Annotated in this window: 19 protein-coding genes and 3 pseudogenes; 11 read left to right on the forward strand and 11 right to left on the reverse strand. The window is 69.2% G+C overall.

Going from position 1 to position 22,725, the window contains the following annotated elements; all coding sequences use genetic code 11:
- The first annotated feature begins 180 nt into the window (after positions 1-180).
- Entirely contained in the window at positions 181-1,035 is an 855-nt protein-coding gene (locus tag OG758_RS08525; RefSeq protein ID WP_326709420.1) for an alpha/beta fold hydrolase, read from the forward strand.
- Positions 1,036-1,565: 530 nt separating this feature from the next.
- Here the strand turns inward: OG758_RS08525 and OG758_RS08530 are convergent.
- From OG758_RS08530 to OG758_RS08540, 3 genes are all read right to left on the reverse strand, one after another.
- Positions 1,566-2,588, reverse strand: a complete 1,023-nt coding sequence (locus OG758_RS08530; protein ID WP_266556766.1) for a DNA-directed RNA polymerase subunit alpha — start codon at positions 2,586-2,588, stop codon at positions 1,566-1,568.
- Between the two features lie 192 nt (positions 2,589-2,780).
- Positions 2,781-3,608: a hypothetical protein gene (locus OG758_RS08535; protein ID WP_326709421.1), complete on the reverse strand. Its 828-nt coding sequence runs from the start codon at positions 3,606-3,608 to the stop codon at positions 2,781-2,783.
- Positions 3,609-4,370: 762 nt separating this feature from the next.
- Positions 4,371-5,693, reverse strand: a complete 1,323-nt coding sequence (locus OG758_RS08540) for an MFS transporter (RefSeq protein WP_326709422.1) — start codon at positions 5,691-5,693, stop codon at positions 4,371-4,373.
- Between the two features lie 536 nt (positions 5,694-6,229).
- Between OG758_RS08540 and OG758_RS08545 the strand changes: the two genes are divergently transcribed.
- Both OG758_RS08545 and OG758_RS08550 read left to right on the forward strand, forming a co-directional pair.
- Positions 6,230-7,003: a polysaccharide deacetylase family protein gene (locus OG758_RS08545; RefSeq protein WP_326709423.1), complete on the forward strand. Its 774-nt coding sequence runs from the start codon at positions 6,230-6,232 to the stop codon at positions 7,001-7,003.
- A gap of 156 nt (positions 7,004-7,159) precedes the next feature.
- Positions 7,160-7,597, forward strand: a pseudogene (locus OG758_RS08550) (carbohydrate ABC transporter permease); the annotation flags it as partial.
- 22 nt (positions 7,598-7,619) lie between these two features.
- Here the strand turns inward: OG758_RS08550 and OG758_RS08555 are convergent.
- Positions 7,620-8,117 (reverse strand): cupin domain-containing protein, encoded by a 498-nt coding sequence (locus OG758_RS08555; RefSeq protein WP_227298589.1) that lies wholly within the window; start codon positions 8,115-8,117, stop codon positions 7,620-7,622.
- A 490-nt stretch (positions 8,118-8,607) separates the two neighbouring features.
- Here OG758_RS08555 and OG758_RS08560 point away from each other — a divergent pair, with 490 nt between their 5' ends.
- From OG758_RS08560 to OG758_RS08570, 3 genes and pseudogenes are all read left to right on the forward strand, one after another.
- On the forward strand, positions 8,608-8,739 hold the full coding sequence (locus OG758_RS08560) for a hypothetical protein (protein ID WP_326709424.1): 132 nt from the start codon (positions 8,608-8,610) through the stop codon (positions 8,737-8,739).
- 45 nt (positions 8,740-8,784) lie between these two features.
- Positions 8,785-10,989, forward strand: a complete 2,205-nt coding sequence (locus OG758_RS08565; protein ID WP_326709425.1) for an FUSC family protein — start codon at positions 8,785-8,787, stop codon at positions 10,987-10,989.
- A gap of 168 nt (positions 10,990-11,157) precedes the next feature.
- Positions 11,158-11,289: pseudogene (locus tag OG758_RS08570) on the forward strand (SDR family oxidoreductase); the annotation flags it as partial.
- A gap of 130 nt (positions 11,290-11,419) precedes the next feature.
- On the opposite strand, the gene OG758_RS08575 reads toward OG758_RS08570, so the two are convergent.
- The 3 genes from OG758_RS08575 to OG758_RS08585 form a co-directional block, all read right to left on the reverse strand.
- On the reverse strand, positions 11,420-12,535 hold the full coding sequence (locus OG758_RS08575) for a PP2C family protein-serine/threonine phosphatase (protein WP_326709426.1): 1,116 nt from the start codon (positions 12,533-12,535) through the stop codon (positions 11,420-11,422).
- A gap of 224 nt (positions 12,536-12,759) precedes the next feature.
- Positions 12,760-13,209: an SMI1/KNR4 family protein gene (locus tag OG758_RS48865; RefSeq protein WP_442810413.1), complete on the reverse strand. Its 450-nt coding sequence runs from the start codon at positions 13,207-13,209 to the stop codon at positions 12,760-12,762.
- A 158-nt stretch (positions 13,210-13,367) separates the two neighbouring features.
- Entirely contained in the window at positions 13,368-14,051 is a 684-nt protein-coding gene (locus tag OG758_RS08585; RefSeq protein WP_326709428.1) for an NAD-dependent epimerase, read from the reverse strand.
- Between the two features lie 151 nt (positions 14,052-14,202).
- Here OG758_RS08585 and OG758_RS08590 point away from each other — a divergent pair, with 151 nt between their 5' ends.
- Both OG758_RS08590 and OG758_RS08595 read left to right on the forward strand, forming a co-directional pair.
- Positions 14,203-14,586: a hypothetical protein gene (locus tag OG758_RS08590; protein ID WP_326708052.1), complete on the forward strand. Its 384-nt coding sequence runs from the start codon at positions 14,203-14,205 to the stop codon at positions 14,584-14,586.
- A 20-nt stretch (positions 14,587-14,606) separates the two neighbouring features.
- Positions 14,607-15,611: an IS3 family transposase gene (locus OG758_RS08595; protein WP_326708051.1), complete on the forward strand. Its 1,005-nt coding sequence runs from the start codon at positions 14,607-14,609 to the stop codon at positions 15,609-15,611.
- A 2-nt stretch (positions 15,612-15,613) separates the two neighbouring features.
- On the opposite strand, the gene OG758_RS08600 is transcribed toward OG758_RS08595, so the two are convergent.
- On the reverse strand, positions 15,614-15,979 hold the full coding sequence (locus tag OG758_RS08600; RefSeq protein ID WP_326709429.1) for an NAD(P)H-binding protein: 366 nt from the start codon (positions 15,977-15,979) through the stop codon (positions 15,614-15,616).
- A gap of 151 nt (positions 15,980-16,130) precedes the next feature.
- Here OG758_RS08600 and OG758_RS08605 point away from each other — a divergent pair, with 151 nt between their 5' ends.
- Entirely contained in the window at positions 16,131-16,304 is a 174-nt protein-coding gene (locus OG758_RS08605) for a hypothetical protein (RefSeq protein ID WP_326709430.1), read from the forward strand.
- 39 nt (positions 16,305-16,343) lie between these two features.
- Here the strand turns inward: OG758_RS08605 and OG758_RS08610 are convergent.
- A pseudogene (locus OG758_RS08610) lies at positions 16,344-16,570 on the reverse strand (zinc ribbon domain-containing protein); the annotation flags it as partial.
- A gap of 83 nt (positions 16,571-16,653) precedes the next feature.
- Positions 16,654-19,074 (reverse strand): SpoIIE family protein phosphatase, encoded by a 2,421-nt coding sequence (locus OG758_RS08615; protein WP_326709431.1) that lies wholly within the window; start codon positions 19,072-19,074, stop codon positions 16,654-16,656.
- Between the two features lie 399 nt (positions 19,075-19,473).
- Here OG758_RS08615 and OG758_RS08620 point away from each other — a divergent pair, with 399 nt between their 5' ends.
- Together OG758_RS08620 and OG758_RS08625 are read left to right on the forward strand one after the other, a co-directional pair.
- Positions 19,474-20,565, forward strand: a complete 1,092-nt coding sequence (locus OG758_RS08620) for a PP2C family protein-serine/threonine phosphatase (RefSeq protein ID WP_326709432.1) — start codon at positions 19,474-19,476, stop codon at positions 20,563-20,565.
- Positions 20,566-20,854: 289 nt separating this feature from the next.
- The gene (locus OG758_RS08625; protein ID WP_326709433.1) at positions 20,855-21,025 is read left to right on the forward strand and encodes a hypothetical protein; all 171 of its coding nucleotides are present in this window, start codon (positions 20,855-20,857) and stop codon (positions 21,023-21,025) included.
- A gap of 394 nt (positions 21,026-21,419) precedes the next feature.
- Here the strand turns inward: OG758_RS08625 and OG758_RS08630 are convergent, their stop codons facing one another.
- Positions 21,420-22,646, reverse strand: coding sequence for a cytochrome P450 family protein (locus OG758_RS08630; protein WP_326709434.1), 1,227 nt, complete (start codon positions 22,644-22,646; stop codon positions 21,420-21,422).
- Positions 22,647-22,725 lie beyond the last annotated feature (79 nt).

Raw genomic sequence — 22,725 nt, forward strand, 5'->3', positions numbered from 1 at the left:
GCTTTCAATGAAAGGGTCAGCTGACGGTATTCATTCGCAGTGCACCGGACTTCAGGCCGGTGGTCAAGCGAATCTTGCGATAGCGGCACGGTGACGTGCAGTTACGCATCGAATTGATCCAAGAGGCTGCGGCGGATACTGACGCCCCGTCGGACGCCTCGGAAGAGAAGGGTGAAGGTCATGGTTGACATTGCCTACCGCACGGCCGACGTGGACGGCCTCAATGTGTTCTACCGGGAAGCGGGCGCTGCGGACGCACCGACGTTGCTCCTGCTGCACGGCTTCCCGTCGTCGAGTCACATGTTCCGCGAGCTGATCCCCCTGCTCGCCGACCAATTCCACATCGTCGCTCCTGACCTGCCCGGTTTCGGCAGGTCGGACATGCCCGCGGGAGACGACTTCGACTACACCTTCGAACACATCACCGATGTCATCGACCGTCTGACGGAGGTACTGGGCCTCGATCGCTTCGCGCTGTACGTGTTCGACTACGGCGCACCGGTCGGATTCCGGATCGCCACCCGCCACCCCGAGCGGATCAGCGCGATCGTCTCGCAGAACGGCAACGCCTACGAGGACGGACTGAGCGAGGCCTGGAATCCGGTGCAGGCGTACTGGAAGGAGCCCTCGGCAGCCAACCGGGAGGCGATCCGGATGCTCGTACAGCCGGAGACGACGGTCTGGCAGTACCAGCACGGCGTTCCCGACGAGACGCGCGTAAGCCCGGACGGCTACGGCCTGGACAACTACTACCTCGCACGCGAGGGCGCGCACGAGATCCAGCTCGACCTGTTCCTCGACTACGCGAGCAACGTCGCCCTGTACCCCACGTTCCAGGAGTACTTCCGGACGAGTAAACCGCGACTGCTCGCGGTGTGGGGCAAAAACGATCCGTTCTTCCTGCCGGCCGGGGCCGAAGCCTTCACCCGCGACATCCCCGAGGCCGACGTTCGTTTCCTCGACACCGGTCACTTCGCCCTGGAAACCCATGCCGAGGAGATCGCGGCGGCGCTTCGCGACTTCCTCGCCGGCTAGGCAGCGCGCCGCAGAGCATGCGGATCGCGCGGGCGGGGGCCGCATCGACACTCCGGCCGTGCAGCCGGCCCCCGGTCAAGGTCCCGCGCACCGACGATCCGGCTCACGTCTGGCTGCGCACCCTGCACGAAGCGCATCGCCTTCGACGCCCATCTCTCGCGCAGGTTCCGGCGTCTGACGGTCGCCGACCGGCCGGTGGTTCCTGCGCACGGTCGAGCACATGGGCCGTCTCCTCGATCGCAGCGGCCGGAGTGGGGGGTCGTGCCGCTGCGGCATCCGCAGGACTGAGGTCCTGGCCGATCGGGCTCGCTGCCGTAGGACGGCCCGCCGTGGGTCCGTTGCCACAGAGTCAACGGACCCACGGCCGCCTCGAGCAGGGCGAGCCGGTGAGGTCTGCAGTGAACTGCCCGGGTGCCCTAGGGATCGCGCAGCACGCGATGTCCCAAGGCGCCGGGCCCGCGGACACCGCCGCACCGCTCACCCGGCTCCTCTACCCTCCCGGCTCCCCCGTGACCTGCCCAGCGCAGTGTTCAGTACTGCTCGGTCTCCACGAATCCGGCGTCCCCGTCGTCCTCCGCGCCGTAGGCGTCGGCAGCGGCGGTCGGGTCGAATCCGGGCGGGCTGTCCTTGAGGCCCAGACCCATGCCGGCCAGCTTCGCCTTGACCTCGTCGATCGACTTCGCACCGAAGTTACGAATGTCCAGGAGGTCCGCCTCAGAGCGGGCGACGAGCTCACCCACGGAGTGGACTCCCTCGCGCTTCAGGCAGTTGTACGAACGGACGGTGAGGTCGAGCTCCTCGATCGGCAGTACCAGATCGGCGGCCAGGGCGGCGTCCGTGGGGGACGGGCCCATGTCGATGCCCTCGGCGTCGATGTTCAGCTCGCGGGCGAGACCGAACAGCTCCACCAGGGTCTTACCGGCCGACGCCATGGCGTCACGCGGACGCATGGCCTGCTTCGTCTCGACGTCGACGATCAGCTTGTCGAAGTCGGTGCGCTGCTCGACACGGGTCGCCTCGACCTTGTACGTGACCTTCAGGACCGGCGAGTAGATCGAGTCGACCGGGATGCGCCCGATCTCCTGACCGACCTGCTTGTTCTGGACGGCGGAGACGTAGCCGCGACCGCGCTCGACGGTCAGCTCCATCTCCAGCTTGCCCTTGCCGTTGAGCGTGGCCAGGACGAGGTCGGGGTTGTGCACCTCGACACCGGCCGGAGGCGCGATGTCGGCGGCGGTGACCAGACCCGGGCCCTGCTTGCGCAGGTACATCACGACCGGCTCGTCCTGCTCCGAGGAGACGACCAGCTGCTTGATGTTCAGGATGAGATCGGTGACGTCTTCCTTGACGCCCGGCACGGTGGTGAACTCGTGCAGGACACCGTCGATACGGATGGACGTGACCGCCGCACCCGGGATCGAGGAGAGAAGGGTCCGGCGCAGGGAGTTGCCGAGGGTATAACCGAAGCCCGGCTCCAGCGGCTCGATCACGAACCGGGAACGGAACTCGTCGACGACCTCTTCGGTCAGGGACGGACGCTGAGCAATCAGCACGAGGTATTGCCTCCAGTGGTTTGGCGCCCGCTATGTGACACCGTGGACACCACGAAGAGTACGGGCGATACGAGCCATACGGCCTCCGAAGACACCGAACCGCCCGACTCCGCCCGTCTGCAGGCCAGTCGGCGGGCCCATCCTCACGGGAGTGGAGTCCGACAATCAGCTGCTCCTACTCCAGGGCATCACTCATACGGAGGGCGGCCGGGACTCGTACAGCCGGGTGTAGTACCGGCCTTCTGCTTCCAGTCCAGTGGGATCGTCGCCGGCACGGAGCACCTGCTCGACGGCGCAACGCTGTTCCGCCGCGCTCGTGAACAGCCGCTGAGGGTAACTTCGTGCGGAGTCGGTCGTGGTGGTCAGGCCGTGGGCTTCCAATTCCGGGATCACGGGCCGGTAGGGGACGGTGCGCAGGACGAACGCGCTGACCCAGATCGGCTCCTGCCGGCACCCCAGCAGCGCCCGGAAGGTGCGGCGTGTGATGTAGCCGACACCTCCGGTGACCGTGATCAGTCCGGTGTCCGCCACGGCGCGCCGCAACCGCGGGCTGGGCGGGTGGTGTTCCAGGTTCTCGCCATAGGCCTCGTCGAGCAGACCGACGGCCAGGGCGTACTGGACGGCATTGTCGGCGGAGTCGAGCCCGATGACCGGGGACGCGTCCACGCGGCGCCGTGAGGCGTAGAACTTCTTGTCGTGTTCGATGAGTTCGGTGGGCGTAAAGGCGTCGACCTCGGGGCTGGTGTAGTGCGCGTACAACTCGGCCAGCGTGACGTCGTGGTTGAGAAGAGCGGCGTTGAAGCCGTACGAGCAGCAGAGGTCGAGGACGGTGACGGGGTCGTCGGTGCCGCCGGCCGCGGACCGGTCGGTGCGGGTGCGCCGGAAGACATCCTGGCCATGGTGCGGTATCTCGTACTCCAACGGGGCGAGTCGGCGGACGTAGGCGCGAGGATCGGGCTCGTTGTAGATGTCGTCGAATCGGGTCTTGCCCGATGTGGCACTGCCAGGGCCTGCGACCATGGGGCGTACCTCCGCGGAATCAGGACGGGTGGCTGCACAAAAGCCTATGCCGGACCGGTTGCACCGCTCGGGAGACCTCGCAGCGGGCACTTGCCACGGGGTAGCGAGGGCGCGAGGTCACCCACTCACAACCCGTGCAGAATGTTGTGTCCCGTCAGGACTGACCAATACGTGACGTTCGGACGTCCGTTCGGCGGTTAGAACGCGCCGTGGACTTCTTGACTTCCTGTCCGGAAACGGGCCGAATGTTCGGGATGTCACGGTGGATCATGCCGTGCTCGTCCTCGAAGGACTCGGCCTCGCGGTAGGGGTAGGCCTGCCCCTGGCGGTGCTCGTCTACCGCACCGGCACTGCCGCGCGCCGCCGCTCTGGGCGTCGCGGGCGTATTCCTCACAGTACCTTCGTACGCCTGGTTCGGCCTGCTGATCACCGCTGTGCCGCTCGAAGGGTCGTCGGCGCAGGTCAGGCCGCGTAGCTGTACTCGTTGATGAGGCCGCCGAGGATCCGTTTGCGCAGCAGTCTGCGGTACCGAGGCTGTGCACTACGGCGGGCTGTTGCTGAGCGTCGGGCGGTAGTTGATTGCGGGCCTGATGGGGCCGGCGCTGGTCGTGGTGGAGCTGGTAAACGGCCCAGGACCTGTCGCGCCCGCGCTTGTCCCATGACGAGGACCTGCGTGCTGAGCAATTGCTCCCACCCGCCTACCGCGGGAGTGCCACCTTTCCGAGACCGCGGCTCCGCGGCGCGGTGCGCCGGGCCCGCGGGTCACACCTCCTGCCGCGCCGGCTCCCCCACCGTCAGGTCGGAGTCCGCGCGCCGCGGTATGAACAGCAGCGCCACGAAGGAGAGCACGCAGCAGGCCACGATGTAGACGCTGATGCCGACGCTCGACCCGGTGTCCTCCAGGATCGCCGCGGCGATCAGCGGTGCCGGTCCGCCTGCGATGACCGAAGCGAGCTGGTAGCCGAGGCCGGCGCCGCTGTAGCGGACCTGCGTGCCGAAGCCCTCCGCGATGAGCGCGGCCTGAGGGCCGTACTGCACATCGTGGAAGACGAGAGACAGCACGATCGCCAACAGCACCAGCCCCGACGAACCGGTGTTCAGCAGCGCGAAGTACGGGAACGCGAACGCGGCGACGCAGGCGATCCCGATCCCGTACACGAGGCGGCGCCCGATCCGGTCGGAGAGATGGCCGAAGAGCGGGATGGAGACGAGCCCGACGGCGGCCGCGACGAGCGTGTCGTCGAGCAGGTCGCTGCGGGCGAGGCCGAGGTGTTCGGTCCCGTAGGCGAGCACGAAGGTGATGAAGAGGTAGAACGGGGCCTGCTCGGAGAGGCGTACGAACGCCGCAGTGAGGACCTCGCGCCACTGGTGGCGCAGCACGTCCCACACCGGCAGGCGGACCACGGCCTGCGCGTTCTTGACCGCGCTGAAGTCGGGGCTCTCCACGACCCGCAGCCGTACGTACAGGCCGATCGCAATGAGGACGGCGCTGGCCAGGAAGGGGATCCGCCAGCCCCAGGTCTCGAAGTCGCCGCCGGTCGCCGAGGTCATCCAGCGGACCATGCCGGTCGAGGCGAGCAGCCCGAGCGGCACGCCCATCTGCGGCCAACTGGCCATCAGGCCACGGCGTTTCCTCGGACCCCACTCCATGGCGAGCAGCACCGAGCCGCCCCACTCGCCGCCGACGCCGATGCCCTGCACGACGCGCAGGACGACGAGCAGGATCGGCGCGGCGAGGCCGATCGAGTCGTACGTGGGCAGGCAGCCGATGAGAACGGTGCTCACGCCCATCAGCAGGAGGGTGATGACGAGAGTGGACTTGCGGCCGACCCGGTCGCCGAAGTGTCCGAAGATCGCGGCGCCGACGGGGCGGGCGGCGAAGCCGACGAACTGCGTGGCGAAGGAGGCGAGAACGCCGGTGTAGTCGGACTGGCCAGGGAAGAACAGGTGCGGGAAGACGAGCGCCGCGGCCGTCCCGTAGAGAAAGAAGTCGTACCACTCGATGGCGGTGCCCACCGTGCTGGCGACGACAGCGCGGTTGCGGTGGCTGCGCGTGGCAGCCGTCTGTCCGGTGCTCGTGCCCACGGCGAATTCCTGTCTTCTGCGGTCGAGCCGACCTGTGCGGGGCGGGGGAGGCTTCCGCGAGAGTGCTCTTGAGTCAGGGGCATGTCAAGGAAGCGGACGTTCCCGTTACTGCCCTGCCTCTCCCCGGTCGGCCTGCGGTCGCCGCCGACGCCCATCTGACGGTGGTTCACCCGCAGCTCGACCTCGTCACGCGGGACGAGCCGGCAGTCGTGGCGGACGCCGTCAGATCCCCCGGAGTGAAGTGCGAGGCGCCCATCTCGATCGGCTACACGTCGGAGGGTGCGGAACGCTCAACTGGTGCGACCCGACAGGCCCGTTGAGGCGGACCCCCTCCAAAGAACACAACACAAACGACGCAATGACGCCGCCGGTGCTGTGGCTTCCTGTTTTGCTGCCGGGCCGCAGGAGTTGTCCGCGAACCTTCCCGGACTTGTCCGTGATCGGTAACGGATGCATCCGTGCGCCCGTGTGTCTCGTCCTGCCCAGTGATCGCAAGGTGATCGGGACCGGTGGGGCACTGCGTGAAGGGGACGGACATGGCGCGGCGGGGTAACGGGCGGGGCTGGAACAGCAAATTGGTCGGGGCCGCGCTCGGGGTGACGCTGCTCGCCACCGGTGCCTCGGTGTGGACCGCACAGGCCGGTGAGGCGGACGGCTCGTCACCGGAGGCGACGGCCCCGGCCACACCGGGCAGTGACGTGAGACCGACCGCGGTGACCATCGCACACGCCTCGGACGCGGGGACCCGCGGCATCAACATCACCATCGACGACGGTCCCGACCCCGAGTGGACCCCTCAAGTGCTCGACGTACTGCGGGAGTACGAGGTGAAGGCCACATTCTGCATGGTGGGCCCGCAGGCCCAGGCGCACCCGGACCTCGTGAAGAAGGTCGTCGCGGCCGGGCACCGGTTGTGCGACCACTCGGTGTCGCACGACACCGCCATGGACAAGAAGTCCGAGGCCTACCAGTCGCAGCAGATCCTCGACGCCGAACGCATGATCACCAAGGCCTCCGGGGGCGTACGGCCGATGTACTACCGGGCACCCGGTGGAGCCTTCACCCCCTACAGCCGCAAGCTCGCCGCTTCCCGGGGCATGCGCCCGCTGGGCTGGAACGTGGACAGCAAGGACTTCGAGCGTCCGGGTACGGACACCATCGTCGCCACCGTCGAGCGGGAACTGCCCAACGGACCGACGATCCTCTTCCACGACGCGGGCGGCGACCGCGCCCAGACCGTCGAGGCCCTGCGCCGCGCTCTCCCCCGGCTCAAGGAACAGGGCTACTCCTTCGGCTTCCCAGTGCGCTGAGCCTCGACCCTGGCTCGGCGCGCCCCGGGCGATGTCCGCACGCAGTCGGCAGTGGCAACGCCGCCGACGTCATCCCCCGGAGAAGCCCATGGGGTTCTCGGCAAGGGCAGGGCCGGGCGACGCGACCCGGACCGCGGTGATGACCCTCTGGCATTCCTGAAGGGTGTGGGCCTGACCGACACCCTCCTCGCGCTGATCGTGCCCGCGGTGCCGACCGGTTCGGCACGTCCCTGATGCGGCAGTGCTTCATGACGATGCCGAAGGAACTGAGCGAGGACTCGATGATCGACGGGGCCGGGTCTTGGCGGATCCTCCGCTCGGTCCACGCGCCGCCGGCGACACCGGGCCTCGGGATCGTCGGAGTGCGGGCCTTCAACCACCACTGGAACGACTTCTTCCGGCTGCTCGTCCTGGAGACGAGCAGCCAGAACCTCCCGATGCCGCTGGGCCTGGCTCCCTGCAGGGCGACCTCGGACCGGGTCAATCTCCCTAGTCCTCACGGGAGTTGTACTGTCGATGATCCCGGCGGTGGCAGCGGCGGTGTTCGGGATCGGGCAGCGGCCGCTTCGGGAGGGATCACGTCGTCGGGCCTGAAGGGCTGAGCAGCCGCGCAGAGTTACTTGGCGTCCTGAAGGGCGGCCTGCCAGACAGGGCTGTCGACGTAGTGGTTGTCGTACAGCTCCGAAGAGTTCTTGATCTCCTCGAAACCGGCCTCGCCGCGCATCACACGGCCCAGCAGGCGCAGGTAGTCGAAGCGCGGCATGCCCGGGCTGAAGACGAACAGCACATCCGCCTCGCGGCCCGGGGCCGCAGCGAAGGCGTGCGGAGTGTGCGGCGGCACCAGGAGGAAGTCGCCCTTCTCCAAAACCTTGACCTCGTCATCGATCAGCACGCGCAAGGCGCCGTCCAGGACAAAGAACAGCTCGGACGCCTTGGTGTGAAAGTGCGCGGGAGCACCGACCGCGCCCTTGGCGAAGGTGGAGCGGTAGCTGGTGAGGGCGCTGCCGTCCGTGCCGTGGTCCGCGAGCAGTGTCATCACGCTGCTGGGGTCCGCAGTGGTCTCGGCGGTGGCGGCACGGGTGAGAACGGCCTTGGGTGCGGTCTGCGCGTTCATGATGGTTGTTCCTGCCTTTGAGCTGCGGCTTCGGGCTCTCCCGGCGCCTTGTGAACACAACTTTATTGAGCAGATAGACCTGTCATGAGGTGCATTTCGTGGCCCAATTCATGGGTCAATCGGCCGCGTTCATGGGCTGGGCAATGCTCACCGGGCGTTTCACCCTCGCCGGTCGACACCGGCGTTTCCGTGGCCGCACTCTCCCGCCGGGTCACCGCGTCGATGGGCCCGGTTCCACGGCCAGGAGGCCATCGGCCCGGGCCCGGCGCCGAGGCACCGACCCGCTACCCGAGGCGGCGCAGCCCGCCCTGGACGCGCGTGGACCCCCAGGCCGGGTTCTCCCGGACAAGGCACAGGATCAACTCGGGACATGGAAGGCCGACCGGTCCGCGCCGGCTTCTGCCGCAACGTCCACAGAACGAGACGCCGGTGCCAGGCCAAGAGGGGAGCCCGGGGTCACCAGCCGGTGGCGGCGCAACTGCGCTGACAGGTGCCGGGCGAGCGCGCCCGGGCCGCCCTGCAGACGATGCGGCCGCTCGTCAGCCGTACGCCCGACATCGTCAGGACGACGATCGAGAGCGCCGACGGCTCGAGCCGGATGGGCGAGTTCCAGGTCGACTGACCTCCCGGGCAGGCGGCCCGCACGGCTCGGGGTGATCCTGGTGGCATGGGTGGTACCGGTGGCGTTCCCCGGGTCCGACTGCCCGCCGCCTACCGGGCGGCGGCCCGCCGCTCCGCGCGGGTCACTGTGGCCGCCGGCGCCGGCTTCTACCTGTTCCTGTACGGCTTCGGCTCGGCCGAGGCGGCGATCTACGCGCTGTTCGCCGCGGTGTCACTCGCGGGACTGTCCCACATCCCCGGTACAGGCCGGCAGCGTGCCGCGGTGGTGGCGCGGCTGCTGCCGGTCAGCCTGGTGCTGATCACCATCGGCACCTACCTGTCCGTGCAGACCTGGACCGCCACGACGGGGATGCTGGTGATCGGCTTCGCGCTGGCCTTCTCCGCTGTGGGCGGCCCGCGCCCCGCGGGGGCCGCGCCCGGGCTCCAGCTGATGTACATCCTGCCTTCGTTCCCGCCCTACGACCCCGGCTCGCTCGGCTCCCGGCTGGCCGGGGCCGCGGTGGGCATCGTGTTCCTCGTGCTCGCGGAGAGGTTCCTGCTGCCGGACCCGCCCACCGTCCCCTATCGGGAGCTGGCCGCGCGGGCCGCCGACTGCGCCCGCCGGTGTGCCGAGGAGCTGACCGAACCTCCGTACGCGATCACCGACCGGACGCTGCAGGAGGCCCAGGCCGCCAGTACCGCGCTGCGGTCCTCGCAGGTGCCCGAGGCCGAGCGGCCGGCCGGGCCGAGCGTGCGGGACCGGGGCCTGACGCACACCGGCCTGGCCACCCGCACCCTGCTCGCGAGGCTGACCGCTCCCCCGCAGCCGAATCCCGGGCCGGCCGAGTCCGGGCTCGGGCCCGCCGTACTGCGCGCGGTGCGGGACACGGCCCTCGAGACGGCAGACCGCCTGCGGGGCCGGGCTCCCGACGCCGGGGACGCGCACGCCGAGTTGCTGCGGGCCCGTACCGCCATGGCGGCCGGTCCGGACGCGGGCGCCTCGCCGGCCGCGCTGCGGCGGCACGCGGCGATGCTGGAGCTCGCGGACGCGGCACTGGCGATGTCGACGGCGGCAGCCATCGCCGTACGGGGCCGGGCAGGCGCGGCACAGGCGGCCCCGGGCCGGTTCTGGTACGCCCAAAAGCGCGCGCCGCAGCTGTGGTGGAGGCGGATGGCGGGGCACGCGAGCGCCCGGTCGGTGTGCTTCCAGAACGCGGTACGGATCAGCATGGCCCTCGCCGCGGCCCGGGTGATCGCGGGGGTGGACACGCTGCCGCACGGCTTCTGGGTACTGCTCGCGACCTTGACTCTGACCCGGACCACCGTGCGGCAGACCCGGTCGACGGTGCGGGTGGCACTGACCGGGACCCTGATCGGCGCGCTGATCGTGGCCGGGCTGTTCACGCTGGTCGGGACCAATATCGCCGTGTACGCGGCGGTGCTGCCGCCGCTGATGCTGTTCGCGTTCACGCTGGGGCCCGTCAAGGGCGTGGGCTGGGCCCAGGCGCTGTTCACGCTGGTGGTCGCCCTGGCGTTCGCCCAGCTGGCGCCCGCGACCTGGCAGCTTGCCGAGTTCCGGCTGCTGGCCGTGCTGACCGGCAGCGCGATCGGCGCTGTCTTCGGGCTGCTCGCCTGGCCGCGGGGTGCCCAGGACGAACTGCGGCGGTCGATGGCGGTACTGCTGCGCGGTGCGGCGGAGAACGTGGTGGCGACCACCGCCCAGCTGGCCGCCGGCGGGGTGCGGGCGCCGGTGACCGCCGCGCCGGGCCACCGCTCGCTGATGCACTCGCTGGTCATGGCGGAGGCGGCGTACGCGCAGTTCCAGAGCGAGCCGAGGGGCCTGGCCGCCGGTCACCCCGGCCAGGATCCGCAGGGCTCGACAGGCCCCCATGAACCCGCCGGCCAGGACAGCCCGCAGGACTGGCAGGCGACCTTGATGGCCGCCCACCACACCCTGTGGGGAGCCGACCGGCTTCTGGTGCCGCCCGAGCGGACCGTCGCACCGCCCCTGGAGCTGGGGCCGACGGCGGCCGTGTCCCGCCTCGGGGACCGGGTGGCCGGGCGGATGCTGCTGGTGTCGGCGCGGCTCGATCCGAGCGGCGACACCCCGCAGGACCCGGTGCCGCTGCGGGACCCCGACCTCGACGATTTCGAGGTGGAGCCGCCGGGCGCGCCGCGGGTGTACTACGCGGCCGTCTCGTGGCTGGACGCACTGATGACAGATCTGGAGCGGATCACTGGGGAGGCCACAACCGCGTCCCCCGGCCCCTGACGAACTCGTGCAGGGTTGGCGGTGGCACGTTGAAATCCTGGTCGTCGTGTTGGCACCTCCGGCGTCCTCGACAAGCACCAGGCCCTCTTCCGCCAAGGACTCCCGGCCGGGGGGGGCGCCCGTAACCCGTCTGGTTCCAACCTCGCCAACCGGCGTGGCCAGGTCACGGCGACGGGGATCCCCCTCGGCCGGATCGGCGCCGCCGAGGAGATCGCCACGGCAGTCGCCTTCCTGCCCTCCGACGACGCCTTGTACGTCACCGGCGCCCACCTGGCAGTCGACGGCGGGTTCCTCGCCTGACACGGGTCACACCAGCTCCGAGACCGGCGAGCGGCGCCGCGCCCTGGGCATCGAGGCCGCACGGTGACCGCCCGCCGGGGCCGAACCGCGCTCCCCGAGCGTGCAGCCGTGAGTCGAAGGCACCCAGTGATCAGGCACGGGGTTCGGCAGGGCGTTCAATGGCGATCATGGCGGCGTCGTCGTTCAGCCGTCCGCCGACGTAGCGCAGCAGGTCGCGGCGGAGGCGGTTGAGGAAGGCGTCGGGGTCGTTCCCGGTCCAGCCTGTGATGCGCTCGGCGAGCGGGTAGAAGGTGCCGGTGGAGTCGCGGGCCTCGGTGACGCCGTCCGTGTACAGCAGCAGAAAATCTCCCGGCTCGAACGGAAAACTGTCGACGCGGTAGCGCGAACGCGACAGTTCGCCGAGGCCCAAGGGGGGTGCGGGACGGCTGGCGTCCATGGTCGTCGGCCGGCCGGCACGGAGGACGATCGGCGGCGGGTGACCGCAGGAGATCATCTGGACCCGGCCGCCATGGTCGGGAATGTCCAGGATCGTGGCGGTGATGAACGTTTCTCCGTAGCGGCTCGTCTCGCCCGGCTCCATCAGGTCCCAGCACACGCTCCGGTCGAGGTAGTACACCAGCTCGCCCAGGCTCGCCTGGCGGTGAGCAGCGCCGCGGAACGCTCCGAGCAGCAGGGCTGCGTCATTGACCGCGGTCAGCCCCTTCCCCCGCACGTCGCCGATCATCAGCCGCGTACCGGAGGTGGTACGTGCCGCCGCGAACAGATCTCCGCCGATCCGGGCCTCGGCCTCCGCGGCGAGATAGAGGGAGGCGGCCCGCAGCGGTCCGAGCTGCCCGGGCAGCGCAGGCAGGACCACACGCTGGGCGGTCTCGGACACGTACCGCACCTGCATCAGCTCTTTCGCCCGGCGGTCCCGCACCACGCAGAAGATGACGAGGCAAATTCCCACCAGGATCAGGGCGATGATCTGTGCCTGGTGGTTGGACGAGAGCAACGTGTCGGAATCGCGCAGCAGCCCGATGACCGTCTGCGCGATCACCGCCAGTGCCGCCACCAGTCCCACGGTCCGGGGACCGCCGAACGACGGAGTGATTGCCGGGGCTGCGACGAGCAGCGGCCCCAGATGAATGTCGGGCGGCGCGAGTATGTCGATCACGGACACCGCGACGATCCACGCGACCGGGATGGCGACCAGCGCCCGGCTCGTACGCTCCGGCCGGCGAAGCCCTTCAGATCGCTGCGCCATGACTCCTCTCTACACCGCGCCCGCCCCGTTCGCATCAGCGGACATCGACGGCGCGATCACGTGCCGGTCGCTCTGCGGAGGCAGACTGACACGCACACGCGCCCGAGGTCGTCGCCATCGGCGACAACACCGGCAACCATGCGACGTGAGCTGCATGGATGGGGTTTCCGGCAAGCACAGCGGTGAGCATCCCGGCCAGTTCCTCCGCCTCAGGTCCGCGGCCGTCAGCCCGCCATCTCCCGGGCGGTGCGGAACCCGTGTTCAGGCTGCGGGAACTGATCCCACAGGATCTGTGAGCGGATCTGTCCGCCGAGTTCGCCGAAAAGGAAGCGGGTCACGGTCACGTCGTATCGTTCCCAGTCCTCGCCGGACTCGTCGTTGACCAGAACGGGGCGGGTGTCGGGGTCGTCGCCCTGCTGCACGAGCCAGTACAGGTACTCGCCGTTGTCCGTGGTTGCCCAGCAGATCAGGCGGCTGTCCTCGGCCTCAAGGCCGGCCGGCTTGTCTTCGTACTGCCACAGGGAGTCGTTGGCCTCCTCGCGTTCCGCCGTGATCTTGATCAGGTCGTAGACGTCATTGCGGCACCCCGGCTCCAGGAGCAGCAGGTAGCCGTCGATGAAGCCGCCGCCTCCATAGGTTTCGATGAGCCGCTTGTAGTCCCGTGGGCAGCGCAGTCTGCAGGGTGCTTTCGGCGGCGTTCCAGTCCGGAACCTGGCCGCTGTCCTGAGGCCGCGGCAGCAGCTCGGTGAGCCGGGTCAGGTCGGGAGTCATCTGTCAGGCCTTCCGCCACCGCCTGCGGTTCCAGATGGTGAAGATGTTGGTTCCATCGCCGTCACTGCCGTGCAGACGCATCTGGAAGCCGTTGTTGCGCCGTGGCCTGCGACCTGCGGTCGTCCCACGCGGCGAGGACAGTATCGTGCTTGTCCTCGGACAAACCGACAGGAGTCTTCCCCTGCAGGTACTTGGGCCGCGGACAGCCGCCCTCGCTGAGCGCTCGCCAGGTGTCCGCCACGGTCTCGGCGACCGGGCGGCAGCGCAGACCTTCGGCCAGGGCCTTGGCCGAAGAAGAGGCCCAGATGCCGGCCATCTCGGGAATGTCAGGGGCCCACAGTGGTACCTCGGTCCACGGGGCCACGCCATGATCCTCGAGGAACTGCTCGTCCGCCCAGACGAGTTCGGTCCCGGCACCGGTGGCATCGACACAGGCACCCAGCAGTTCACCCATGGTGGTGTTCCCCCGGACACCGGTGGTCAGATATCGGCCGGTGCCACCCTCGGCGAGCCGGTCGAGCATGAAGTCGGCGATGTCACGGGCGTCGATCAGCTGCACCGCGCGGTCCGGGGACCCCGGAGCCAGCACACGGCCACCATGCGCGACGGTCTCCAGCCACCACGGCAGGCGCCCGACGTTCTCTCCGGGACCGAAGATGATCCCGGGATTGACGATCAGGGCACGTGCGGGGAAGCCCTCCTCGACCGCCCGTTCGCATCCGGCCTTGAGCGCGTTATAGGGCACGTCGTCCGGCGAGGCGTCCGAAGCGCAGGCGTGGCGAGGCGAGGACTCGTCCACCCCTGTGGCCGGCCAGTCCCCTCTCTGTCAGCCTTGGGTGAGACGTTCCGCTTCGGCGGGTTAGCCTGAGAGGGCACGACAGGAGAACCACCCCCTCATGACCAGCACCAAGCCCGCCGGATCCGACCCGGCTCCCAGGCCAAAGCGCCGTTCCTTCAGCCCGGAGTACAAGCTGCGGATCGTGGCCGAGTACGACGCCGCACCCAGGAACGAGAAGGGCGCGGTCCTGCGCCGCGAGCGCCTGTACCACTCGCATGTCAAGGAATGGCGGGCTGCGCGGGACGCCGGGGCCCTGGAAAAGCTGGTCGACAAGCGCACCAGCCCGGCCCGTCCGAAGAAGTCGGCCGCCGAGGCAGACAACGAGAAGCTGCGCCGCCAGGTGGAACGGCTGGAGAAGGAACTGGCCCGGAACAAGGCCGCGCTGGAAGTCATGGGAAAAGCTTCCGCGCTCTTGGACATGCTCTCCGAGAGCGCGGACTGAAGCCCGCCGCCGACCCTGTCGTGGACGAGGCGTTCACCGGCGTCGAGGCTCAGCTGGGCATCACGGCCACCTGTCGGCTGACCGGCCGCTCCCGCGCCACGCACTACCGCCGGCTCCGGCCCCCGCCACCACGCAGAGCACGCGCCCCGCAGGTGCAGCCGTCGGCCCTGACGGCCCAAGAGCGGGCCGCGGTACTGGAGTTGATGAACGGCGACGAGTACGCCGAGCTGGCGCCCGCGCAGATCTGGGCCCGCGAGCTGGATGCCGGGCGCTATCACTGCTCCGTCTCGACGATGTACCGGATCCTGCGCGAGCAGGATCAGTCCGGCGAGCGCCGAAGACAGGCCACCCATCCCGCCAAGGCAGTGCCCGAGCTGGTCGCCACCGGGCCCTCGCAGGTGTTCACCTGGGACATCACCAAGGCGTCCGGACCGGTCAAGGGCATCTGGTATCACGCCTACGTGATCATCGACATCTTCAGCCGGTACATCGTCGGCCACACCGTCGAGCGGGCCGAATCGGCCGTGCGGGCCGAGGAGTTGATCCGCGAGACCATCGCCCGCAACGGCATCGTGCCCCAGACCGTGCACGCGGACCGCGGCACCTCGATGACGAGCAAGAAGGTCTCCCAGCTGCTGATCGATCTGGGCGTGACGCGGTCGCACTCGCGGCCGAAGGTCTCCAACGACAACCCTTACAGCGAAGCCCAGTTCAAGACCACGAAGTACATGGCGGACTACCCCGAACGGTTCGATTCGCTGGCCCACGCCCGCGAGTGGTTCGACGCGTTCATCGCGTACTACAACCACGAGCACCGGCACTCGGGCATCGGCTGGCACACCCCCGCCTCCGTCCACTTCGGAACCGCCGAAGAGGTCCGCGACCAGCGCGCGGTCACCCTCGCCGAGGCATACGCCCGCCACCCCGAACGCTTCGGCCGCCGCCCCCGACCACCCGAGATACCCCAGACCGCCTGGATCAACGACCCGGCCAAACGCCAGGAACCCGCACCACAAACCTCATAGCGTCACGACCGTCTCACTGGACTTGAAATCTTCCGGTCCGAGTAGGCATGGAAGGACGAGACGAAGGCATACACGTCCACGTGGCCGGTCAGCGCCCGGACCGAACGCTGCACGACACGGGGCTCAAACCCGCAGGTGTCGATCACACAGTCCCAGGTCCGCCCTTCCGCCAGCGCGCGCAGGGCGGCTTCGTCCCCTCGGTCGCCCTGGACCGCCTCCGCGCCCGAAGGCGTCGGGCCCGCCCGTCCGCGGTTGAACAACGTCACCTCGTGACCACGTCGCAGCGCCTCGTCGACGAGCGCACGGCCCAGGAAGACGGTTCCACCGATAAAAAGGATCTTCATGACCGCAAGGTTTTCATCATGCAACGAACTTGCCTAGCAGGGTGTGAGCGGTCTCAGCTTGCGGCCGTGGGCAGGTCGAGTACGCGGTCGGGGTGTGACCGGTAGTGATCCATGGCTTCCGCGTGACTGGTCCGGCCGACCAGGGGGCACTCAACCAGTGAGTGCGGAGGCTGAGATGAGTGCCGGAGAGAAAGCCAAGGCAAAGGCCGAACAGGTTGTCGGAAAGGCCGTACGAAAGGCAGCCCACGCGGTGCACAAGGATGCCCTCGCTGCAAAGGGTGCCGCCCTCGAAGCGCGGGGCAAGATGCGGGGCGCGAAGGAGGGGACCAAGGACTCCTTCAAGCGCTGACAAACTCATGACCCTCCCTTCCCTGAAGGGAGGGAAGTCTTACGGCTCGCGCCGTGAGATTTCCTGTTTCATCGCCGACTGCTCGCCCGGAGGACTCCGTTGAGGTCTTGCACCAGCTCCGCAGGCTGCAACCGCCCCGCGGCCAGAAGGTTCTTCGCTGCGTTCGCGGCCCGGTCATGCCTCGTACCGCAGCCACATGTCCACATACGGACGCTGAGCGGCATCTTGTCAGCCAAGGTGCCGCAGGAGGAGCTCAGTTTCACGGATTCTCGACCGAACCCCGTGCCGCGTAGCGGCACAGCCACGATCGAGAAGGCCAGAATTCTCGGGCTTCAGCCGGAGGTGCAAGTCAAGAGATCAGTGCGTCCCGCAGCTGGTCGGGCGTGACGGTGAGCGACTGCTCGGCCCAGATGACCTTGTCCAGGGCCGTGTACCTGGTCCCCCACCGCTTGGCCAGTTGAGCGACCAGGAACAGCCCGCGGCCGCCCTCGTCCGTCGTGGCGGCGTACCGCAGGTGCGGTGAGGTGCTGCTGTGATCGGAGACCTCGCAGACCAGGCCCCCGTCGCGCAGCATGCGGACGCGGACCGGCGGGCTGCCGTGGCGAATCGCGTTGGTGATGAGCTCGCTGAGGATCAGCTCGGTGGTGAAGGCGAGGCTCTCCAGCCCCCAGTCCGAGAGCTGCCCGACGCACTCGGACCGGATTTGCGAGACGGCGGACGGATCGCTGGGAACCTCCCACTCGGCGACCTGGTCGGACGCGAACAGGCGCGTGCGCCCGATGAGAAGGGCGACGTCGTCCCTCGGCCGCGGTGGAACCAGCGCATGAAAGACCGCGTCACACATGCCTTCCGGAGAGTCGCCGGTCGCGTCCCGCAGAGTGGCGCGCAGGGCGGCGAGCCCTTCTTCTACGTCGCGCTCGCGGTTGTAGATGAGCCCGTTGGTGTAGAGGACGAGTCCGGTTCCGGCCTCCAGTTGCAGTTCCACCGCCTCGAACGGCAGACCGCTCACGCCGAGTGGCGGCCCCGCGGGCAGGTCGGCGAAGTCCACGCCGCCGTCAGGGCGCACGAGAGCGGGCGCGGGGTGGCCCGCTCGTGCCATGGTGCAGCGCCCGGAGACCGGATCGTAGATCGCGTAGAGGCAGGTGGCTCCGGTGACTTCTGTGGCCTGCTCGTCGTTCGTACCTGGCTGGTCGAGGCTGGTGACGAGGTCGTCTAGGCGAGCGATCAGCTCGTCGGGTGCCAGGTCGAGGGTGGAGAAGTTGTGGACCGCGGTCCGCAGGCGGCCCATGGTGGCCGCCGCGTGCAGCCCGTGGCCGACGACGTCACCGACGACCAGCGCGACCCGGAACCCGGGGAGCGGGATGACGTCGAACCAGTCCCCGCCCACTCCCTGCCATACCGGGCAGTAGCGGGAGGCCGCGTCCAGGGCGCTCTGTTCGGGCAGGCCGCGTGGCAGCAGGCTGCGCTGGAGCTCCTCGGCCATCGTGTGCTCGCGGGTGTAGCGGCGGGCGTTGTCCACGGAGATTCCGGCGCGGGCGACCACCTCCTCGGCGAAGGAGAGGTCGTCGTCCCCGAACGGCTCGGAGGATCCAGCGCGCCAGAAGTTGACAATGCCGAGGTTCAGGCCGCGCGCACGCAGGGGCGCGGAAAGCAGCGAGTGGATGCCGTAGGCGAGGACCTTGTCGGAGTTTTCCGGGTCGCGCTCGTGCCAGGCGCGGGCCTGGCGTAGATCGGCGGCGAGGGCGGGATGGCCGGTCACCAGGCCCATGCCTTCGGGTGTGGTCGGCAGGAAACTGACCACCGATCCCATCGGGTAGAGCGGCGCGTCGCCCCGGACGCCGCTCACCGCGGCGCGGCGGAGCGCCGGGCCCCTGGCCGTGCCCGTGCCCGGGGACGGCTCGTCGCCGTTCAGTACGGGGTCGGCCAGCTCGACGGTGACGAAATCCGCGAAGCGGGGGACGGCCACGTCCGCCAGCTCCTGCACGGTCCGTTTCACGTCCAGCGTGGTGCCGACCCGCCCGCCGGCGTCGTACAGGAGCTGCAGGCGGGCCCGCGCCCGGTCGGCCTCTTCGTACATGTGCGTCATCCCGGCCGGGCCCAGGCCGTGCGTCTGGCGGTGCAGTCGCCGCCGGACCAGCACTGCTCCGCCCATGCCCAGGCAGAGTGCGACCGCCGCGCCACCGAACACGACCGGGAGCTGGCCGATCACCCCCTGGTTCACCCGCGCGACGGTGATGCCCACCGAGACGTACCCGGCGATCTGGCCGCCCGGGCTGCGGACGGGCGCGGTGGTGTCCACGATGTGCGCCAGAGGGTTGGTGAAGCTGCTGGTGTACGGGCCGTTCCGGGCTCGCTGGTACGGGCCGTAGATGTGCTTGCCGATGAGGCCCGGGATGGGCGAGGTGTATCGGATCCCGTGCGGGTCGGTGATCACGACGTAGTCGAAGCCCGCGATCTTGCGGGTCCGTTCGGCGATGGGCTGCAGCGTCGCCGTCGGATGGGGGCCGGCCAGGGCTTTCGCCATACCTGGAGACCCCGCGAGCGCAATGGCCGCGGTACGGGTGCGGTGCCCGGCGTCGGTTGTGCTGTAGGACCGGGCCTGGAGGACGAGCGCCGACAGCGCCGCGGCGATCAGGAGCACCACGACTGCGACCTGCAGCAGGAATACCTGCCCCGCGATGCTGTGCACCCGCAGCCGCGAGCGCACGAGCCCGAGCGGACGGCGCCACGCCGGTCCGTCCGTCCATGCGGGCCGTTCCTGTACGTCCATGGCTGGTCGCTTTCCACGCTGCCACAGGGCCGGACGACACGCATGCCACACATGCCACAGTTGGCGCGGATGGCACCACGCACACGCCCCGAGAAGCGGGTCACGGCCGACGTTGGCTGTCGCGCGTCGTTGCTCCTGCGGTGGTTCGCTGCGCGAGTGCAGCTGCCGAGATCATGTAGGACGCCGCGATCCGGCCCAACACCGTGCGTGACTGCTTCGGCTTCTTTCCGAAGGTCCTGATCTCGTCAGCCTGCCTGCACCGGCAGACGGCGTGATTGCCGGCAAAGGCTGATCAGTGACAGCAAAGGTTGAGTGGCGCGGGCCATGGGGGCGCTCATCGACTGTCGTGTAGGAGGGACAGGAGCGCTATGCCCTTATTGTGCAGATAGTCTTGGATGTGTGATCGACTCTGGACGCCTGCGGCTCCGTCGGCGCTACGGCCGGGGGAGGCTTGTGCGGCTGTCGCCGGTCATCCTGACCGTCGTCATCGCCAGCCTGGCCTACACCACTCCGCCGCAATTGGCCTTCAGCCGCCTCCTGCCCGCGGCGCCAGCCCTGGCCGCCGCCATGTGGCCGGTCCTTCCCACCGTCCTGCTCGGGACGGTCTGCCTCTTTCTGATGATCGGCCTCAGCCTTGTCTTCCCCGATCTGGGAACGTGGTGGACGGCCGCAGGGATCATCGCGGTCACCGTGGCCGCCGCGTACGGAAGCCATGTCCGGCTCCAGCGGGAGCGCACCCTCCTCCAGGTACGGCTCGTCGCCGACGTGGCGCAACAGGTGGTGCTGAGCCCTATGCCACGCCGCTTCGGGAACGTCGAGATCGAGTCGCTGTACCTCGCGGCCGCGGCGGAGGCCAGCATCGGCGGCGACTTCTACGAGGTGGTCGACACGCCTAACGGAATCAGGCTGCTCATCGGGGACGTCCGGGGCAAGGGCTTGCAGGCAGTAGGGGCGGCCGCGGCGATCGTCAACGCCTTCCGGGAAGCGGCCTACGCAGAGACCGACATGGTCGACGTCGCCCGCAGACTGGACGCCAGCTGCACCCGTTACAGCGCCGCCTTTCCCCCCGACGGGCCGATGGAGCGCTTCGCCACCGCCCTTCTCGCCGAGATCCCGCACGAGGGCAGACGTATCGACATCCTCAACTGCGGACACCCCCCGCCGCTGCTCCTGAACCCCAGGAATCTCCGTGTCCTCGAATCCGCCACCCCCTCGCCACTGCTCAACCTCGCGGAGCTGATCGGCGATCACTACACCATCGACACCTTCGACTTCGCCCCCGGTGACCTGCTGCTCCTCTATACGGACGGGATCGCCGAGGCCCGCGCCCGCGACGGCGAGTTCTTCCCGCTGGCAGCCTGGATGCGCCGACAGCCCCCGACACCGCCACGCCAACTGCTCACGGCTCTTCACCACGACCTCCTCCGCCACAGCAAAGGACGCCTTGACGACGACATCGCCGCCCTCGCCGTACGCCTGGGTAACCCCTGAGCCACGGAGGCCGAACCAACGGCCGACGGCAGCACTCAAGGTTCAGCGTGCTCTTGCGAGGAACCCCGGGAGGAATCGCATCCGATGCGGAGCACCCGCAAAAAGACCGGGCCGGAGTGCCCGGTGAGGAATGTGCGCCGTTCGGCGAATTTCAGCACCACCGGGGATCGGCTGGGCTGCGCATCCGGCAGCTTCATCGGCTCGGGACGCGAGATGCAGTACTGGCTGGTCTCGCCCTGCTGGGGTCGACGGAGGAGCATGGGAGATGAGCGACCAAGGGAGGCCCGCCATGAAGTCCGAAGCCTCGGATTACGACACCTGGCTGTACTCTCACACGCCCTCCCAAGCCGAGGGCGAGCGCGACGAGCTGGCTGAACGTGCAGCCCAGCACCCGGACGTCCCCAGGACCGAGCCGTCCCAGGCGGAGGGCGAGCGCGTGGACGACATCAAGAACACTTGACCCCAGCCTGCCGGGCTGGGCGTTGCCGGGCCCGGCAAACTGCAGCTCTGCCCGGACGGCCGTCCCGAAGACGCCGCCTGTCGCGGCGGCTTCGGCTGTGGCGCTCGTTCTGCCGCTGTTCGCCGGACTCCTGGGTGCAGAGTCCCGCAGGGGTGTTCACACGGCCGACGGGGGCCTTGCCGCCGAGTGCAGTGTGGCGGCGATGGCAGTCTGCGGCCGCAAGGGCGGCGTCCCCCCGCCCGCCATGGCACACCCGCATGTGCGCGGCGCTCCGCGAGATGCGAGATGCCCCCTCTCGGTGGCCGCATAAGCGACTGGGCGGGCGCAGAACACATGTGTAACGAGCAGCCATCTGCCGTGATCGGTGGGACACGAAGACCACCGTGTGGTGCAGTCAGCTGGAGGCGTCAGGGGTGAACGTGACGGGCAGCTGTTGGGGGCCGCGCAGACCACCCGAGCGCCATCTCAGTTCGCTGGGCGGCACGGCCAGGCTGAGGTGAGGCAGGCGACGCAGTGCGGTTCCCAGGGCGATCTGGCCCTCGAGCCGGGCCAGTGGCGCCCCCAGGCAGTAGTGGATGCCGTGCCCGAAGGCGAGGTGCGCGTTGTCCTGCCGGGTGATGTCCAGGCGGTCGGAGTCCGGGAACTGCGCCGGGTCGCGGTCGGCGATGGCGGAGGCGACCAGTACGGTCGCGCCCCGCGGGATCGCCACTCCCGCGATGGCGACGTCCTCGCGCGCGAACCGGGCGATGCCGGGGTTGACCGGTCCGTCGTAGCGCAGGAACTCCTCGATGGCACCGGGCAGCAGTTCCGGATCGTCGCGCAGTATCTGCAGCTGGTCAGGGTGGGCGAGCAGCGCGGCGATACCGCTGCCGATCAGGTTGACCGTGGTGATGTATCCGGCGACCAGCAGCAGGAAAGCCATGGCGATCAGCTCGTCCTCGTCCAGCCGATGTTCCTCGTCCCGGGTGGCGATCAGCGCGCTGAGCAGGTCGTCTCCGGGCCGGGCTCGCTTGTCCTGAAGGAGTCCGGTCAGGTACGAGCGCATCTGCCGCCACGCTCGGTCGATCCGGACCGGGTCCGGCGGCTCGGCCCCTCGAAGGACCATGTCGTCGGTCCACCGCTGGAAGTCGTCCCGGTCGGCGACGGGCACTCCGAGCAGTTCGCTGATCACGGTGACGGGGAGCGGCAGCGCGAAGTCCTCGACGAGTTCGGCCTTGCCTGCGGGCACGATCGCGTCGAGCAACCCGTCGGTGATCTCCTGGACGCGTGGCCGCAGCTCGGCCACCCTGCGGGCGGTGAACGCCTTGGAGACCAGGCGGCGCAGGCGGGTGTGGTCGGGCGGATCGGAGCGGAGCATGGTGCGCAGCATCGACTCGCGCTCCGTGGCGGGCAGCCGCTCGAGGAGCCGGGGGTCCGAGGCATCGCGGACGTCGCTGCTCAGCCGTGAGTCGGAGAGGGCTGCGAGGCAGTCTTCATAGCGTGTGACCAGCCATGCCTCGAGGCCACCGGCGAGGACGGCGCGCCGTACCGGGCCGTCCTCGCGCAGCTGCCGGTAGAGCGGGAAGGGATCCGCCGTGAAGGCCGGATCGGCATAAGGCAAAAGGACCGGCTGCTGGCTCATCAGGCCTCCAGGGGGCGTCACGAACCCATACGGCAAAGTTGTCATTTTTGAGGGTATATGCCCCATTGAGTCAGATCGT

Origin of the sequence: Streptomyces sp. NBC_01474 (assembly GCF_035918215.1) — a bacterium.
Classification (GTDB): domain Bacteria; phylum Actinomycetota; class Actinomycetes; order Streptomycetales; family Streptomycetaceae; genus Streptomyces; species Streptomyces aureus.